Origin of the sequence: Neisseria sp. 23W00296, assembly GCF_044772855.1 — a bacterium.
Taxonomy (GTDB): domain Bacteria; phylum Pseudomonadota; class Gammaproteobacteria; order Burkholderiales; family Neisseriaceae; genus Neisseria.
The window spans coordinates 750,554-765,992 of the sequence record NZ_CP173024.1 but is presented as its reverse complement, the minus strand read 5'-3'; the positions used below and the strand labels follow the sequence as shown (position 1 = coordinate 765,992).

The 15,439-nt window shown below is 59.1% G+C and carries 13 protein-coding genes and 1 pseudogene; 3 read left to right on the top strand and 11 right to left on the bottom strand.

Annotated features, from left to right (window positions below; translation table 11 throughout):
• Positions 1–400 precede the first annotated feature (400 nt).
• Together ACG2K1_RS03915 and ACG2K1_RS03910 are read left to right on the top strand one after the other, a co-directional pair.
• Positions 401–1,393 carry a FecCD family ABC transporter permease gene (locus ACG2K1_RS03915; protein WP_395429462.1) on the top strand — a complete coding sequence of 331 codons (993 nt, stop codon included), beginning with the start codon at positions 401–403 and terminating at the stop codon, positions 1,391–1,393.
• A gap of 394 nt (positions 1,394–1,787) precedes the next feature.
• A complete protein-coding gene (locus tag ACG2K1_RS03910) occupies positions 1,788–2,591 on the top strand; it encodes an ABC transporter ATP-binding protein (protein WP_395429463.1) in 804 nt (267 codons plus the stop codon).
• Between the two features lie 75 nt (positions 2,592–2,666).
• On the opposite strand, the pseudogene ACG2K1_RS03905 reads toward ACG2K1_RS03910, so the two are convergent.
• Positions 2,667–3,649, bottom strand: a pseudogene (locus ACG2K1_RS03905) (IS110 family transposase).
• A 654-nt stretch (positions 3,650–4,303) separates the two neighbouring features.
• Here ACG2K1_RS03905 and ACG2K1_RS03900 point away from each other — a divergent pair.
• A complete protein-coding gene (locus tag ACG2K1_RS03900) occupies positions 4,304–5,329 on the top strand; it encodes an ABC transporter substrate-binding protein (RefSeq protein WP_395429464.1) in 1,026 nt (341 codons plus the stop codon).
• A 224-nt stretch (positions 5,330–5,553) separates the two neighbouring features.
• Here ACG2K1_RS03900 and ACG2K1_RS03895 read toward each other — a convergent pair whose 3' ends face one another.
• From ACG2K1_RS03895 to ACG2K1_RS03850, 10 genes are all read right to left on the bottom strand, one after another.
• Positions 5,554–5,982: a molybdopterin-binding protein gene (locus ACG2K1_RS03895; RefSeq protein WP_395429465.1), complete on the bottom strand. Its 429-nt coding sequence runs from the start codon at positions 5,980–5,982 to the stop codon at positions 5,554–5,556.
• A gap of 172 nt (positions 5,983–6,154) precedes the next feature.
• Positions 6,155–6,763 (bottom strand): molybdenum cofactor guanylyltransferase, encoded by a 609-nt coding sequence (locus ACG2K1_RS03890; RefSeq protein WP_395429466.1) that lies wholly within the window; start codon positions 6,761–6,763, stop codon positions 6,155–6,157.
• Between the two features lie 213 nt (positions 6,764–6,976).
• Positions 6,977–7,765, bottom strand: a complete 789-nt coding sequence (locus ACG2K1_RS03885; protein ID WP_238747739.1) for a DUF2314 domain-containing protein — start codon at positions 7,763–7,765, stop codon at positions 6,977–6,979.
• 62 nt (positions 7,766–7,827) lie between these two features.
• A complete protein-coding gene (gene moaB / locus ACG2K1_RS03880) occupies positions 7,828–8,352 on the bottom strand; it encodes a molybdenum cofactor biosynthesis protein B (protein ID WP_238747737.1) in 525 nt (174 codons plus the stop codon).
• 3 nt (positions 8,353–8,355) lie between these two features.
• Complete coding sequence (gene moaA, locus ACG2K1_RS03875; RefSeq protein WP_395429467.1) at positions 8,356–9,342, bottom strand: GTP 3',8-cyclase MoaA; 987 nt, start codon at positions 9,340–9,342, stop codon at positions 8,356–8,358.
• A 215-nt stretch (positions 9,343–9,557) separates the two neighbouring features.
• On the bottom strand, positions 9,558–10,256 hold the full coding sequence (locus tag ACG2K1_RS03870; protein ID WP_395429468.1) for an aspartate/glutamate racemase family protein: 699 nt from the start codon (positions 10,254–10,256) through the stop codon (positions 9,558–9,560).
• Between the two features lie 215 nt (positions 10,257–10,471).
• Positions 10,472–11,701: a gephyrin-like molybdotransferase Glp gene (gene glp / locus ACG2K1_RS03865; RefSeq protein ID WP_395429469.1), complete on the bottom strand. Its 1,230-nt coding sequence runs from the start codon at positions 11,699–11,701 to the stop codon at positions 10,472–10,474.
• A gap of 360 nt (positions 11,702–12,061) precedes the next feature.
• Complete coding sequence (locus ACG2K1_RS03860) at positions 12,062–12,277, bottom strand: hypothetical protein (RefSeq protein ID WP_395429470.1); 216 nt, start codon at positions 12,275–12,277, stop codon at positions 12,062–12,064.
• A 45-nt stretch (positions 12,278–12,322) separates the two neighbouring features.
• A complete protein-coding gene (locus ACG2K1_RS03855; protein WP_395429471.1) occupies positions 12,323–13,705 on the bottom strand; it encodes an MFS transporter in 1,383 nt (460 codons plus the stop codon).
• Between the two features lie 105 nt (positions 13,706–13,810).
• On the bottom strand, positions 13,811–15,058 hold the full coding sequence (locus ACG2K1_RS03850) for a nitrate/nitrite transporter (RefSeq protein WP_395429472.1): 1,248 nt from the start codon (positions 15,056–15,058) through the stop codon (positions 13,811–13,813).
• Between the last annotated feature and the right edge of the window lie 381 nt (positions 15,059–15,439).

The window sequence follows — 15,439 nt, the reverse complement described above, 5'->3', positions numbered from 1 at the left end:
TCTGTGATGCAATCCGCCGCTTTCAGGCAGCCTGAAACATCCGGGTCGGGAGTTTCCATTTGTTGGTTGATGAACGGGATTCCCAGTTTTCAGGCTGCCTGAAAGCTGTTTTTACGGTTTTCAGGCAGCCTTTATTTATTTATTTATTTAAAGAAAAGGCAGCCTGAAACCGCCTTCAGGCTGCCCGGACGCCAACCGCATAAAGTGGCGGTTTTTAAGTCCCCAAAGCCATTGGCAGTTCCTGCCCGAATATTTGCAAACCGCGCGCGTGACCAAGCGGTAAACGGAAAACCCGAAAGGCCGTCTGAACAAACAAAGCCTGCCCACGCCCAACATACCGACCACTCAAAGCAGCCCGCCTGCCTTTCAGGCTGCCCCACACCACAAACATCTAAAGCCCATGCCCCGCATCCCATATCCGCTTCTTGTCGCCCTTACCGTTGCCGCCCTGCTGGCCGCCGCCTTATTCTCTTTATCGTGGGGGCGCTACCCCATTCCCGCCGAAGCCGTGTGGCAGACCCTGAGCGGCCACAACGCCGACGAAACCTACCAAAACATCATCTTCAACCTGCGCCTGCCGCGCATTGCCGCCGCGATGCTGGTGGGCATGGCGCTGTCGCTGGCGGGCGCGGTGTATCAGGGCATTTTCCGCAACCCGCTGGTGTCGCCCGATTTGCTCGGGGTGTCGTCCGGCGCGTGCGTCGGCGCGGCGGCGGCGGTGATTGCGGGCGGCGGCATGCTTGCCATGCAGGGCGCGGCGTTCGGCGGCGGCCTGCTGGCGGTGGCCTTGACCCTGACCCTGCCGCGCCTGATCGGCCGCGATTCGGCGGTGGTGCTGGTGCTCGCGGGCATTGTCGTATCCGGCTTTATGGGCGCGACGCTCGGCGTGGTCAAATATCTGGCCGACCCCGAAACCGAGTTGGCCGAAATCGTCTATTGGCAGATGGGCAGCCTGGCCAAAGCGCAAACCGAGCAACTGCTGTGGCTTGCCCCCGTGATGCTGCTGCCCGCGCTGCTGTTGCTGCTGATGCGCTGGCGGATTAACGTACTGTCGCTGGGCGAGCGCGAAGCGCGGCTGGTGGGCGCGGACACGCGCAAAGAGCGGCTGCTGATGATTGTGTGCGCCACGCTGCTCACCGCCTCGGCCGTGTGCATCAGCGGCACCATCGGCTGGCTCGGACTGGTCGTACCGCATCTGGCGCGGATGCTCGCGGGCGACAACAATCTGCGCAGCCTGCCGCTGTCGCTGCTGGTCGGCGCACTGTTTCTGCTGTTGGCCGACACGCTGGCGCGCAACCTTTATACGCAGGAAATCCCGCTGGGCATCCTCACCGGCTTTATCGGCGCCCCGTTTTTCGCCTGGGTGCTGGTGCGGCAGAAACCGGCGGATTAGGCCGTCTGAAAAGCAAAAACCGCAGCCGTAGGTCGGATTCTCGAATCCGACACGCCGTTAAAACAACAGGCAACCTGAAAGAATTGTCGGATACAAGCATCCGACCGACGCAAACCTGCCTTTTCAGACGGCATCAAAGGCCGTTTGAAACAGTTAATCCCGCAGCAATCAAGCTCCCTCTCCTGCGCCCGCGCGGGGGAGGGTTGGGGATGGGGTGGCAGTTCGCAGAACTGCTTGGGCTGTCGAACTGCAAACGTTTGCCCAGCCGCAACCACCCCCACCCTGACCCTCCCCCGCAAGCGGGAGAGGGAATAACAGCAGCCCCAAAAGGCCGTCTGAAACCCCGTTCAGACGGTCTCCCCAAAAAAAGCAGCCTGAAACCCAAACCCGAAAAATGCTCCAAATCCAAAACATCCACTACGCCTATCACGCCCGCGCCGTGCTCCAAGGCGTGAATCTCGAGCTGCCTGCCGGCACGCTGCTCTCGCTGCTCGGGCGCAACGGCGCGGGCAAATCCACCCTGCTCAACTGCATCAGCGGCCTGTTTAAGCCGCAGCAGGGCCGCGCGCTGCTCGACGGGCGCGACACCGCCCAACTCAACCCGCGCGAAACCGCCCGCAGCATCGCCTACGTTTCGCAAAACGCCCCGCAAACCTACCGCTACACCGTACTCGATTACGTTTTGCTCGGCCGCGCCGCCCGCCTGCCGCTGTATGCCAAGCCAGCCGAAGCCGATTACGCCGTCGCCGAAGCCGCGCTCGAAAAGCTCGGCATCACGCATTTGGCACAGAAAATCTATATGGAAACCAGCGGCGGCGAAAAACAGCTCGCCAACATCGCCCGCGCCCTTGCCCAAGAGCCGCGCGTAATTCTGTTTGACGAACCCACCTCCGCCCTCGACTACGGCAACGCCGCCGCCATCCTCAGCCTGATGGCCGACTTGGCCGAAGCGGGCTACACCGTTGTCAACACCACCCACAACCCCGAACACCCGCTGCTCTTGCACGGTCGCCACCCGCAAAGCCAAACCGCCCTGCTGTTGGCCGACGGCACCGTGCAAAGCGGCAACACCGCCGACATCCTGACCCAAGACGCGCTGCAGGAACTCTACCAAACCGACCTGCGCCTGCTCGACATCCCCGGCTGGAGCCGCCGCGTCTGCGCCCTCGCGCCGCTGGCGCAGCGGGCGGAAACGTAAGGCAGCCTGAAAACAAAAACAGCCCCGTAGCAACTGTATTTTTCACCCCGTCGGGCAAAAATACCAAAACTCAAATCAAGCCGTTTGGATACCGTTTTCGGTGGTACCGTTTTCGGTGGTACCGTTTTCGGCAAAATAATCACGCATCCGGGCATTCAATATCGTCAGCAGTTTGCGCATACATGCCGTAACGGCAACCTTATATGCTTACCCTTGGACAGCAGGCGCTGATAGAAATCCCGAATAAGCGGTTCAAAACGCACCGCTACCACGGTAGCCATATACAGCGCCTTACGCACCGCAGACCTTCCGCCGAAGCAGCGGCTTTTGAATTTGGTTTCCCCGCTCTCCCTCGGATGTGGGGCAATGCCGACCAAACTCGCTAGCCGTTTGTGCGACAGCCGCCCCAATTCGGGCAGCATCGCCATCAGCGTAGCCGTCGTTATCGAACCGATGCCTTTGATTTGTTCCGCCACTTGGGCTTTGCCGTCAAAATGCGTGTGGGTGTGGTCGTCGATTTGTTTGTCCAATTCGTCAATCAGCCGGTCAAAATGGGCAATCAGTTGTTTGACGCTTTCGACTTGCGTTTCGTGAACCTGATGCAGACGGTTTTTCTCGGCAGTCCGCATATCCACCAGCTGGTTGCGGCGGTTAACCAATGCTTCCAACACTTCTTCCGCTTCGGTGGGCGGTTGGTAGAGCATGGTTTGCCAATCTTCTTTCTGTGCCGTCATCTGTGCGAAGAAGGCGAGCATTTTGGCATCTTTGGCATCGGTTTTGGTCAGCGACTGCGATTGGGCAAACTGATGCGTCTGACGCGGGTTGGCGATGATCACGGCTATGCCTGCGCGGTGGATGGCTTTGGCGGCGGGGATTTCGAGACCGCCGGTGCTTTCCATGACGACGAGGGTGACGTTGTGTTTTTTAAGGTACTCGATAGTATGGGCGATACCTTTCGGGTTGTTGGTTTCGGTTTTGGTTTTAGACAAAGACGAAACGGCGATGACGAAGTTTCGTTTGGCGATGTCGATGCCTACGTAATTGTATTGGGTACTCATCATAAACCTGCCTTGCATTCGGTTGTGTTGTCTGGCAACTGTCCGGTTGTGTCGATGGGTTGCCTGGCCGCTCCCTGAGCTACGCGACGGTTGTTTGCCTCGGGTGTGTACGGGTGGCGGCCGGGCGGTTTGTTGCTATGATACGGAAGTTCCGATATACAAGGTCGGATACTCGAATCCGACAAGCGCGTCGAAAGCACAGAGCAGCCTGAAAAGTCGGATACGAGAATCCGACTACGCACTTTCACCACAACGAGCTGCCCCTGGCGCAGCCGAACAGAGCGCGGTTTTTCCGGATCAAAGCGTGCGCCCTGTTTGAGCCGCCAAAGCGGCGAGTTCGCACGCGCCGGAAAAACCGTGCGGCGTGAGAGAAGCCGCGCTCCAAGCGCGGCCTGCAACCGGGGTCGCCTTTCTTTGCTTACTTTCTTTGGCGAAGCAAAGAAAGTAAGTCGCCCCGCGCGGCGATAGAGCGCGCTCGTCGGACGAGTGGAAACAGTTGAAATAAGCACAAATCCGGTTACGAAAAGAAAACCAAAAGGCCGTCTGAAATGCGGCAATGTTTGCCCTTGCGGCCAAATGTCGGATACAAGTATCCGACCTACAACCAAACGCAAAAACACCCTTTCCCCACAACCCCAAACAAGGAAATCCGCCATGTTACGACACCCCGCCAAAACCCTAGCCGCCGTCTTGCTCGGTGCGGCACTGCTGTTTAACCCCGCCGATGCCCGCAGCGTGCGCGACATCAAAGGCAACGCTGTCGAAATCCCCGACCAGGTCAACCGCATCGCCGATTTGTGGCCGGCCAACAACCAAGTCGTGCTGCTGTTGGGCGGCGCGGACAAACTCGTCGGCACAGTCGAAGCCATCCACAAGCGCCCGTGGTTTGTCAAAGTCTATCCGCGCATCAAACAAGTGCCCTCGCTTAGCAACGGCTCGAGCGTGCAGAGCGAAGCCCTGCTCGCCGCCCGACCCGATGTGGTGCTGCTCTCCCAGCCCGCCATGCAGCAGCAGGTGAAGCAGGCCGGGCTGAAAACCGTGCTGGTCAATTTCCAAACTTATGACGGCCTGAAAAAAACCGTCAGCATCACCGCCGACGTCATCGGCGGCAAAGCACCGCAGATTGCCAAGCAGTACAACGCCGAGCTGGACGCCAATATCCGCCTGGTTTCCGAGCGCACCAAAGCCATTCCCGCCGCGCAAAAACCGCTGGTGCTGCATCTGTCCGACGGCAAAAACCTGCGCAAAATCGACGGCGGCCGCTCCATCGTCGGCGACTGGATCCGCATCGCCGGCGGCCGCGCCGCGCTGCCGGACACCGCCAATCTGGTCGAAGTGCCGATGGAAGAAATCGTCAAAGCCAACCCCGACATCATCATTATCGGCGGCCGCAACGCTGCGGAAGCCATTGCCAAAATCCGCAAAGACCCGTCCTGGCAGAGCATCAAAGCGGTGAAAAACAAGCGCCTGCACGCCAACCCGGGCGGCACTTTCGGCTGGGACCGCTACAGCGCCGAAGGCGCGCTGCAGGTGCTGTGGGCGGGCAAGCTGTTCCACCCCGAGCGCTTCCGCGACCTTGACCTGGCCGCCAAAACCCAGGCGTTTTACCAAAAATACTACCGCTACAATTTGAGCAAAGGCGACGCGCAGCGGATTGTGGACGGTTTGGATCCGCAGTAGTCCGTTCGGGTAAAAGGTTTTCAGGCTGCTTTTCCGTGCGGGAAGGCAGCCTGAAACTTTTGCCAAACCCGCAGACTGCTCCAAGCGGCACCATTCCCGCGCAGGCGGGAATGACGTTGCTTAGGGGGGGGGCGCAATCAGCGTGTTGGCAAACTCAAAAATAAAAAAGGCCGTCTGAACCCGCAATCTGGTTCAGACGGCCTTTTCTTTTCAGATAAACCGCTTTACGCCGGTACGCCCAAAATCACGCTGCCGGCTTTAAACAGCGCGGTGGCGGTTTGGCCGACCTGCAAATCCAGGCCGTCGGAGCTTTCGATGGTGATGCCGGCGATAATCGAAACGCCGCTGCCCAAGTCGATTTCCACCAGCGAATACACCGCGCCGCGGCTGATGTTGCTGATGGTGCCGGTCAGGCGGTTGCGGGCGGAAAGTCTGATATGGGCGGCGTCGGTGGCGATGATAACGCTGGTGGATTTAATCAGGGCGACAACGGGTTTGCCTTCTTTGAGTTCGAGATATTCGCGGCTGTCGCAGGTGATGGTGGCGGCCAGTTCCTGTCCGCCGTTCAGGGCGACGATGACTTCGTCGTTAACTGCGCCGTGTTTGATGGCTTTTACGGTGCCGACAAACTGGTTGCGCGCGCTGGTTTTCATGTGGAGCCCTTTATCGATATTTATATGAAATCATTAAAAAAATATTTTACTTAAAACGGCCTTGGCGCCGCCTTGGCAAAAACGGGCGCCATCTTAGCCGAAGTGTGATTTTTTGTAAATTCGACCGAAAGAATTAGGGTCTCTTTCAGCCCGAACGGCGGCGTCGGCGCTTTCAGGCTGCCTGTTGCGCCTGCCACGCAGAGAGCGCGGCGGAAAATTCGGCGGGGGTGTTGAAGTTGGCGTAGGGCTGCCATTGGGTGGGCATTTCGACTTCGCGGGCTTGGATTTGCGCGATCCAGCGCATCACGCGGCGGCTGCCGCCATCGAGATAGGCGGCCAGGCCGTCTGAAAGGCTCGACGGCCAGTAGGCCAAGAGCGGATAGGCGGTTTCGGGCGAGCGCAGCATCAATACTGTATCGCTGTGCGCCGCGCCCGCAGCGTTCAGACGGCCTATCATGGCTTCGGGCGCAATCAGCGTGTCGCAGGTCATCACATACACGCCCGCCAAACCCTGCCGCCGCGCCTGCTGCAATGCCGACAACACGGCCGACAGCGGCCCTTGTTTGTCGGGCAAGGCATCGGGCAGGCGCACGGCGCGGGCAGGCGCGGGCAAACCGCTGCCGTCGTCGGCCAGCCACAGCGGGCGCTTGGGCGCGGTGTGCGCGGCAAGATAATCGAGCAGCGTGCCGCCTGCTACGGGCAACAGGGCTTTGGGGCTGCCCATGCGGCTGCTTTGGCCGCCGCAAAGGATAAGGAGCGGGAGTGGTTCGGTGTCGGGCATGGTGTGCGGGGCGGGATCAGACGGCCTTTAGCCATGCTGTTTCACCGTGTGCTGGGGTCGGAGAAGATTCCCGCCTGCGCGGGAATGACGGTGTTTAAGGTTTCAGGCTGCTTTGCGGCCGTCTGAAAAAGCAGCCTGAAAGCCGGTAGCTTGGGTCGGGATCCAACGGTTTTTGAAGCATACGGGATGTTGGGTTCGACAACCCAAGCTGCCTTACTGATTCAAAATATTCGCCAGCTGCGGCCAGCCGATTTCTTTGGCGTAATCGGCCGCGGTGTTGCCGCGCGCGTCGCGCAGCCGGGGATTGGCGCCCATCTCCAGCAGCACGCGCACGCTCTGTGCATTACCGGCGATGGCGGCGTGGTGCAGCATGGTTTGGCCGTTTTCATCGGCTTCATTGGCCGCTGCGGGATGTTTGTCCAAATAATCGCGCAGGCCGGGGGACATATTGATGTCGGCCGGATGCTGCTCAAGGTATTCGGGATGCTCTTCCTGACCGATGGCCAGCAGCACGTTTTGGCCGTCGCCGAAATCCAGCCCACAGGCTTCATCATGGGCACGGCGCTCTTGCTCGTCCATCTGCGCGCGCAGCGCCTGTATGCCGAAACCGCCGCAGGTTTTTTTACCGTAGGCCAGCAGCCAGTCGGTAATTTCGCGGTAGGGCAGATCGGTAATGCGCTCGCCTTTCCGAACGATGGTAAGAATATTCGGCTGGTTGATTAAGGTGCCGCTGATATTGACGCCGTCAAAGTAAATATCGTCCAGCCACATGTATTCGGTTTCGATAACTCCCTTGATTTCCTGAGAAAACGGAGCTTTTACTGCAGCATGGCTGAGCCCTTTGACGATACGGCGCTGTTCCCAGTAATACTCACGCCAGAAATATTTGAATGTCTCGCGTGCTTTTTCGGCTGCCTGCCGAATTTGCTCGTTGTCTTCCCGAACGAAAGATACCGGTTCGGCAGCACGTTTTTTGCCGAAAAGTTTGTCGAAAAATCCCAATTTTTCTCTCCTTTGGTGTAAACGGTTTTCAGGCTGCTTTGGCAACAGGCCGTCTGAAAATCTCAGGCTTTATCCCACGCATTAAACACGCGTGTGAAGCCGCAGCTGTTGATGCGGGGGTCGAGTTGGGGGGCGATGACTTGTTCCCAGGCGGTGCGGCAGGCACCGGGGGAGCCGGGCAGGCAGAAGATCAGGGTGCGGTTGGCGATGCCGGCGGTTGCGCGGGATTGGATGGTGGACAGGCCGATTTCCTGCATGGAAACGGCGCGGAACACTTCGCCGAAACCGGGAATGCTGCGGTCGAACAGGATTTCTACCGCGTCGGGGGTGATGTCGCGCTCAAACATGCCGGTGCCGCCGGTGATGAGCAATACTTCGACGGCGGGGTCGGCGATGGCGGCGGATGCGGCGGCGCGGATGTCGTATTTTTCGTCGCGGCAGATTTGGCGGCCTTGCAAAATGTGGCCTGCGCCTTGCAGGGCTTCGGCCAGATAGTCGCCGCTTTTGTCGTCGGCGGCTTTGCGGGTGTCGCTGGCGGTAAGGATGCGGATGTTTAGGGGGCGGAATTCGGGTGCGGCTTTGTGCATGGTTTAGCCTCCGGTCATGGACAGGTTGGTAATCAGGCCGACTTTTTTGTCGTGCAGGTAGTGGTGTTCGGGTTTTTGGGCGACGGTGTCGTACAGGTAGCGTTGCAGGCCGTCTGAATCTTGGTTTTTCAGGTAGTCGCGCAGGTCGTAGGCGATGCCGCCAAACAGGCACAGGTGCATTTTGCCTTGGGCGGTAACGCGCAGGCGGTTGCAGCTTTTGCAGAAGTCTTCGCTGTATGGGGCGATGAAGCCGATGCTGCCGGCAAAATCGCGGTGGAAGTATTCGCGGGCGGGGCCGGCGTGCGGCAGGCGCGGCATAAGCTGCCAGCCCTGCTCTTGCAGGCCGCGCTCGATTTTGGCGGCGGAAAGGTGCTGGCTGTTGAAGAAACCGAGATTGTCACCGGTTTGCATCAGCTCGATAAAGCGCAGGGTTACAGGGCGGTGTTTAACAAAATCGAGCGCGTCGGCCAGGGTGCGTTCGGCGTAGCGGCGCAGCAGCAGAGTGTTGATTTTGATGCCGTAAAATCCGCCCTCGAGAATGGCGTCGAGATCGCGCAGGATGTTGGCGCACTCGCGTTTGCCGGTGATTTCGTAAAACACTTCGGGGTCGAAGCTGTCGATGCTGATGTTGAGTTTGTCGAGACCGGCCGCGCGGTAGGCGGGAAAGAGTTTGCCAAGTCTAAATGCATTGGTAGTCAGGGCGACGTTTTCGATGTGCGGCGCGGCTTTGCAGGCGGCGATGATGTCGGCCAGGTCGCGACGCAGGGTGGGCTCGCCGCCGGTGATGCGGATTTTGCGCGTGCCGCAGCGGGCGAAGGTGCGCACCAGCGTGTCGATTTCGGCGAGCGACATTTCGTCGGGCTTGGCTTTGCCCTGGTAGCCGTCGGGCAGGCAGTAGGTGCAGCGGTAGTTGCACAGGTCGGTAACGGACAGGCGCAAATAGCTCAGACGGCGGTTGAAGGGGTCGGTAAGCGGGGCGGTGTTGTTCATGGCGTGTCTCGGGGGTGTGCGGGTGGGGTGGTTTGGGGTTTTCAGGCTGCTTTTTTTGTTTTTCAGACGGCCTTTGGCGGCTTTCAGGCTGCCTTTGTGTGTTTGGCAACTGTGTGCGTGGCAATGACGGCATTTAAGGTTTCAGGCTGCTTTTCAGACGGCCTTTTGCCGCCTTGCAAACGGCTGTCGGATACGAGTATCCGACCTACGGGCTTTCAGGCTGCCTGCGCCAAGGCCGCGTCCACAGCCGCGAGCGCGTGGATGGCGGTGCTGTCGAACACGGGCAGCGGGCTGGTTTCTTCATTTACGATCAGGCAGATTTCGGTGCAGCCGAGTATCACGCCCTGTGCGCCCGCGTCTTTCAGACGGCCTATCGCGTTGCGGAAATACGCCGCCGATTCGCTTTTGATTTGGTTCAGGCACAGTTCTTCAAAAATAATGCGGTGGATTTCGTCTTGTTCCGCGCCGTCCGGCACCAGGGTTTGCACGCCCTGCGCGGCCATGCGTTCGGTGTAGAAGCCGTCGCTCATGGTAAAGCGGGTGCCGAGCAGGCCGACGGTGTTTAAGCCTTGCCGTTTGACTGCGGCGGCGGTGGCATCGACGATGTGCAGCAGGGGAATCTTGACGGCAGCTTCGATGGCGGGGGCGACTTTGTGCATGGTGTTGGTGGCCAAGAGCAGCAGATCCGCGCCTGCGGTTTCGAGTTTGGCCGCGCTTGCCGCCAGCACGCGGCCTGCCGCCACCCAGTCGCCGCTTTTTTGCAGGCGGACGATTTCTTCAAAATCGACGCTGTGCATCACGATGTCCGCGCTGCGGTTGCCGCCGAGCCTGCGGTTGGTTTCGCGGTTGACGGCCTGATAGTACAGCACGGTGCTTTCGGGGCTCATGCCGCCGATGATGCCGATGGTTTTCATGGTTTTCCTTTGTCTTGCACCGCCGTTGCGGGCAGCGGTTTCGGGGTTTCAGGCTGCCTTTTGCCGCCTTGCGGGCGGCTGTCGGATACGGGTATCCGGCCTACGGGTTTCAGACGGCCTTTCTGATTTTCAGGCTGCCCTGCCCTGCTTGGCAAAGGCAGCCTGAAACTGCGGGGCGTATTGTACCCTGCCCTGCCCCCATGCTTATAAATTCCTTATAAAAACGCGTCGGCAAAGGGCTGCACGGTTACGCTTTCGCCTGCTTCAAGCGAGCCGCTTTCGGCGGGGATGACCAGATAGGCGTTGGCGCGGGAGACTTGCAGGATGCGGTGCGAATCCTGGCTGCCGCAGGGGCGGGCGTGCCATGTGCCGTCGGCTTGGCGCTCGATGATGCCGCGCTGGATGTCGGTGCGGCTGTGGTTTTTGGTAACGGGTTCGCTCAATACGGCGTTAAAGCGCAGCGGTTGGGGAATGTCGGCCGCGCCGCAAATCTGCCACAGCGCGGCTTTAAGGAAGATGTCGAAGCCGACAAAGCCGGAAACGGGGTTGCCCGGCATGCCGAAAAACCAGGTTTTCATCATGCGGCCGAAGACGAAGGGTTTGCCGGGTTTGAGGGCGACTTTGTAGTGGTGGACGCTGCCGACGCGCTCGACGGCGGTGCGCATAAAGTCGTAATCGCCGACGGACACGCCGCCGGTGGTGATGAGTACGTCGGCTGTGCGGATGACTTCATCGAAGACGTGCAGGATGTCTTCCAAATCGTCGCCGACTTGTTTGAAGTCGATGATTTCGACGGGCAGGCGGGCGAGGCGGGCGGCGAGCATGGCGCGGTTGCTGTCGTAGATTTGGTCGTCGCGGCCGGTATCGGGTTCGCCGGGTTCTAAAAGTTCGTTGCCGCTGGAGAGTAGGGCGACGCGGATTTTGCGGTGTACGGGCACTTCGCCGTAACCGAGCGCGGCCAGGAGCATCATGTCGGCTTCGCGCAGGATGCGTCCGGCGGTAAGCACGGTGTCGCCGGCGGCGATTTCTTCGCCTTTGCGGCGGATGTTTGCGCCTTCGGACACGTCTTTTGCCAATGTGATGCGGCCGTCTGAAAGGCTGACGTTTTCTTGAATAATGACGGTGTTGCAGTCGTCGGGAACAACCGCGCCGGTCATAATCCGCACGCACGCGCCTTTTAGCAGGCAGCCTGAAAAGGCTTGTCCGGCCACGGATTCGCCCACCACTGCCCACTCGCTGCCTGCGTTTGCGGCCGATTGCAGGGCGTAGCCGTCCATCGCCGAGATGTCGGCGGGGGGAATGTTGACGGCGGAGACGATGTCTTGGGCGAGAACGCGGCCGACGGCGGCGGCCACGGGCACGGTTTCGGTTTCGAGCGGCTGGGGATGGTCGGCGATTTTGTCGTAAATCAGGGTTTGCAGTTCGTGAACGGGGGTGAGTGCCATTGGGGTGTTCCTTTTGCGGTTTTGTGGCGGGTTTGGGGTCTCAGACTGCTTTGTGGCGGTTTAGGCCGTCTAAAAAGCTGGTTAGGCAGCCTGAAAGCAAAAACACAGGTAGGGCGTGCGGGGCATCGTGAATTAGGGGCTGTTGACATTTGGTATTGCGGCAGCTTTTTCGCCGTAAAACGGCATCTGCCACGTTGAAAACACTCGCCAATGGGCGGCATTGGCTCGCGTTTTCGCCTTGCATCTGCCGCTTTCCGACAAAAAATCCGCTTCGCAAACCAATTGTCAACAGCCCCCTAGGAGCAACCGTTGGGCAACGGCGATGCGCTTGGCCGCACGCCCTACTTGTGCTTTCGCATTCTATGGTTTGGGGGTTTCAGACGGCCTTTCAGGCTGCTTGGTTGAGCTTGGGCGGCGTAAGACCGTCTGAACAGTCTGCCGCTTGATTCCCTCCCCTGCTTTGCGGGAGAGGGTCAGGGTGAGGGTGGCGGTTGGCAAACCGCTTGGCGGTAGGCGTTTCTGCTGCGGCCACTGCCCCACCCCAGCCCTCCCCCGCAAGCGGGAGAGGGAGTTCATAGCAGCCTGAAAATATCGCAACGGCTTTTCAGGCTGCCTTGTCCGTCAGCACTTGGTTTCGGCGTTTTTGCGCAGGTAATACCACCAGTTGATGGCGGCGCAGACGACGTACAGCCCGATAAACAGATACAGCGCGGCATTGACGCTGCCGGTCATGCTGATGGAAATGCCGTAGCTGGTGGGGATGAAAAAGCCACCAAAGCCGGCAAACGCGGCGGTGAAGCCGACGACGGCGGCCGATTCGCGCAGCGCGTCGCGGCCTGCGGTGTCGTGGTCGGTGTGGCCGCTCTCGGCGCGTTTTTTGTGGAAGATGCTGAAAATGGCGGGAATCTGCATAAAGGTCGAGCCGTTGCCCAAACCGGCCAGTCCGAACAGCACCATAAAGCAGGCAAAAAAGCCCCAGAAGCTGCCGCCGTTGCCCGCTGCGTCGGGCAGGAAGGAGAGTACGCCGACGATGCCTGCGGCCATGCCGACGAACACGATATTGGTGATAAACGCGCCGCCGAGTTTGTCGGCCACCCAGCCGCCGATGGGGCGCATCACCGCACCGATAAGTGGCCCCCAGAAAATGTATTTAATCAGAATGATGTGCGGAAACAGCGTTTTGGCCAACAGCGGAAAGCCTGCCGAAAAGCCGAGAAACGAGCCGAAGGTGCCCAAATACAATACGCACATCAGCCAAGTGTGTTTGCGCTTGAAAATGCTGGCCTGGTCTTTGAAACTGGCTTTGGCGCAGGCCAAATCGTCCATGCCGAACCACGCGGCCAGCGCGGAGGCGAGAATAACCGGCACCCACACAAAACCTGCGTTTTGCAGCCAGATTTGGCTGGTGCCGGTTTTGTCGGTAAAGGTTTGCGGCGCGCCGCCGAAGCTGCCGAGCAGGCCGCCGGCAATCACGATGGGCACGACAAACTGCACTGCCGACACGCCCAAGTTGCCCAAACCTGCGTTCAAGCCCAGCGCGGTGCCTTTTTCGGCGCGGGGGTAGAAAAAGCTGATGTTGGCCATGCTCGATGAAAAGTTGCCGCCGCCAAAACCGCACAAGAGCGCCAGGATAATCATGGTGGCGTAGCTGGTATTGGTGTCCTGCACGGCCATGCCGATGCCGATAGCGGGCAGCAGCAGGCTGGCGGTGGAAATCGCCGTCCAGCGGCGGCCGCCGAAAATCGGCACCATAAACGAATATACGGCGCGCAATACCGAGCCGGAAAGCGCGGGTACGGCGGCAAGCCAGAAAAGCTGGCTTTTGCTGAACTGAAAGCCGATGCCGTTGAGCCGCAGGGTGGTTACGCTCCACACCTGCCACATGGCAAAGGCGAGAAACAGCGCGGGAATGGAAATCAGCAGGTTGCGTTTGGCGATTTTTTTGCCGGTGGATTGCCAGAACTGCGGGTCTTCCGGCCGCCAGTCTTGGATGGGTTGGGACATGGGTTGCTCCTCAATGGGTTGGGATTTCGGTTTTGTTTTCAAACATTCCAAAACACGGCAGGCCGTCTGAAAAAGCAAGTTTCTCTTTCAGACGGCCTGTTTGTATTACTGCCCGCGATTGGGCTTGAACGAAAAGTGCATCCAAATCAAAGACACGCACACTGTGCCGTAAAGCAGCATAAACGCGGTGGAACGGATGCCGGTGTAGTCCAGCAGGATGCCGAACATAATCGGCAGCAGAAAACCGCCCAAGCCGCCCGCCAAGCCTACCACGCCGGAGACCGCACCGATGTTGTCGGGATAATCGTTGGCCACGAATTTGAACACCGAAGCCTTGCCCACCGCCATCGCGATGCCGGCGGTAAACATCAGCAGCGTAAACACCACCACGTTCAGCCCGATATGGAAGCTCTGTGCCCCTTTGGTGCTGGCCACCACAAAATCAGTCTGCGGATACGACAGGATAAAGAAGCACACCCACAGTACCCACATCACATACCAGGTAACCTTGTACGCGCCGAATTTGTCGGAAAGATAGCCACCCAATGCGCGCAGCACACCGCCCGGCAGTGAGAAGCAGGCCGCCAGCAGGGCTGCGGTTTGCAGGCTCATGCCGTATTCGCCGATGTAGTAGTGCGTCATCCACAGCGCAAGGCCGACATAGCCGCCGAATACTACGGAATAATACTGGCTGTAGCGCAGCACGCCCGGGTCTTTCATCAGCGCAAGCTGGTCTTTGAGGCTCACTTTGGAATCGGTGAGGTGTTTCGGGTCGTGATAGCTGGTAAACCAAAACAGAACGGCAGTAGCCAGCATAATCGCCGCATACACGTTCGGCACGATTTTCCACGCGCCCGCCGCCACCATCGTCGCCGGTGCCCATTTGATCAGCTGCGGCGCAATCAGCTTGGTGAGCGCACTGCCCGCATTGCCCGCGCCGAACACCCCCATCGCCAAACCCTGCTGCTCCTTCGGAAACCAGCGGGCGACATAGGGTGTGCCCACCGAAAACGAACCGCCCGCCAAACCCATAATCAGGCCAATGGCGAGAAACTGCCAGTATTCGGTGGCAAACTGCATCAGAAAAATAAACGGCACGCTCGCCAGCATCAGCAGAAACAGCACAATGCGGCCGCCGTATTTGTCGGTAAGTATCCCCAGCGGGACGCGCACCAGCGAGCCGGAAAGCACGGGGATGGCGGTAAGGATGCCGAACTGCGCTTCGCTCAAACCGAGCTGCTTCTGAATCGGCACGCCGATAACCGCCAGCATGATCCAAATCATAAAACACACGGTAAACGACACCGTGCTCGACACCAATACCGAATAGCGTTTGTAATTTTCGGATTTCATTTCCGCGTTCCTTTGCCTGCACGCAGCAGGAATATTTGAAAAATCATTATCTTGTCCGCACACATCGGGCTTTTCAGACGGCCTGAACCGGCGCGGAACCATAGCATTATTCTTATGCGGCGGCCTGCAAAAAAACAGTTCCACTAATACTGAAACGCGGCCATCTCAAAAAGAAGTGGACAGGCCGACTTTCGCAGGTAGGCAAAACTCAGCCGTTTTCCAAGTGCTGCCTAATCCTAAAGTATTAGTTTGAATGTCGGGCAACCCTGCCGCCGCCGCGCCCATACGGCCGCCAACGGCGAAAATGCCCGCGAAAACAAAGTAAAAGGCCGTCTGAAAAGCGGAAAACCCGTTTTCAGACGGCCTTGCATAATGCCGCCA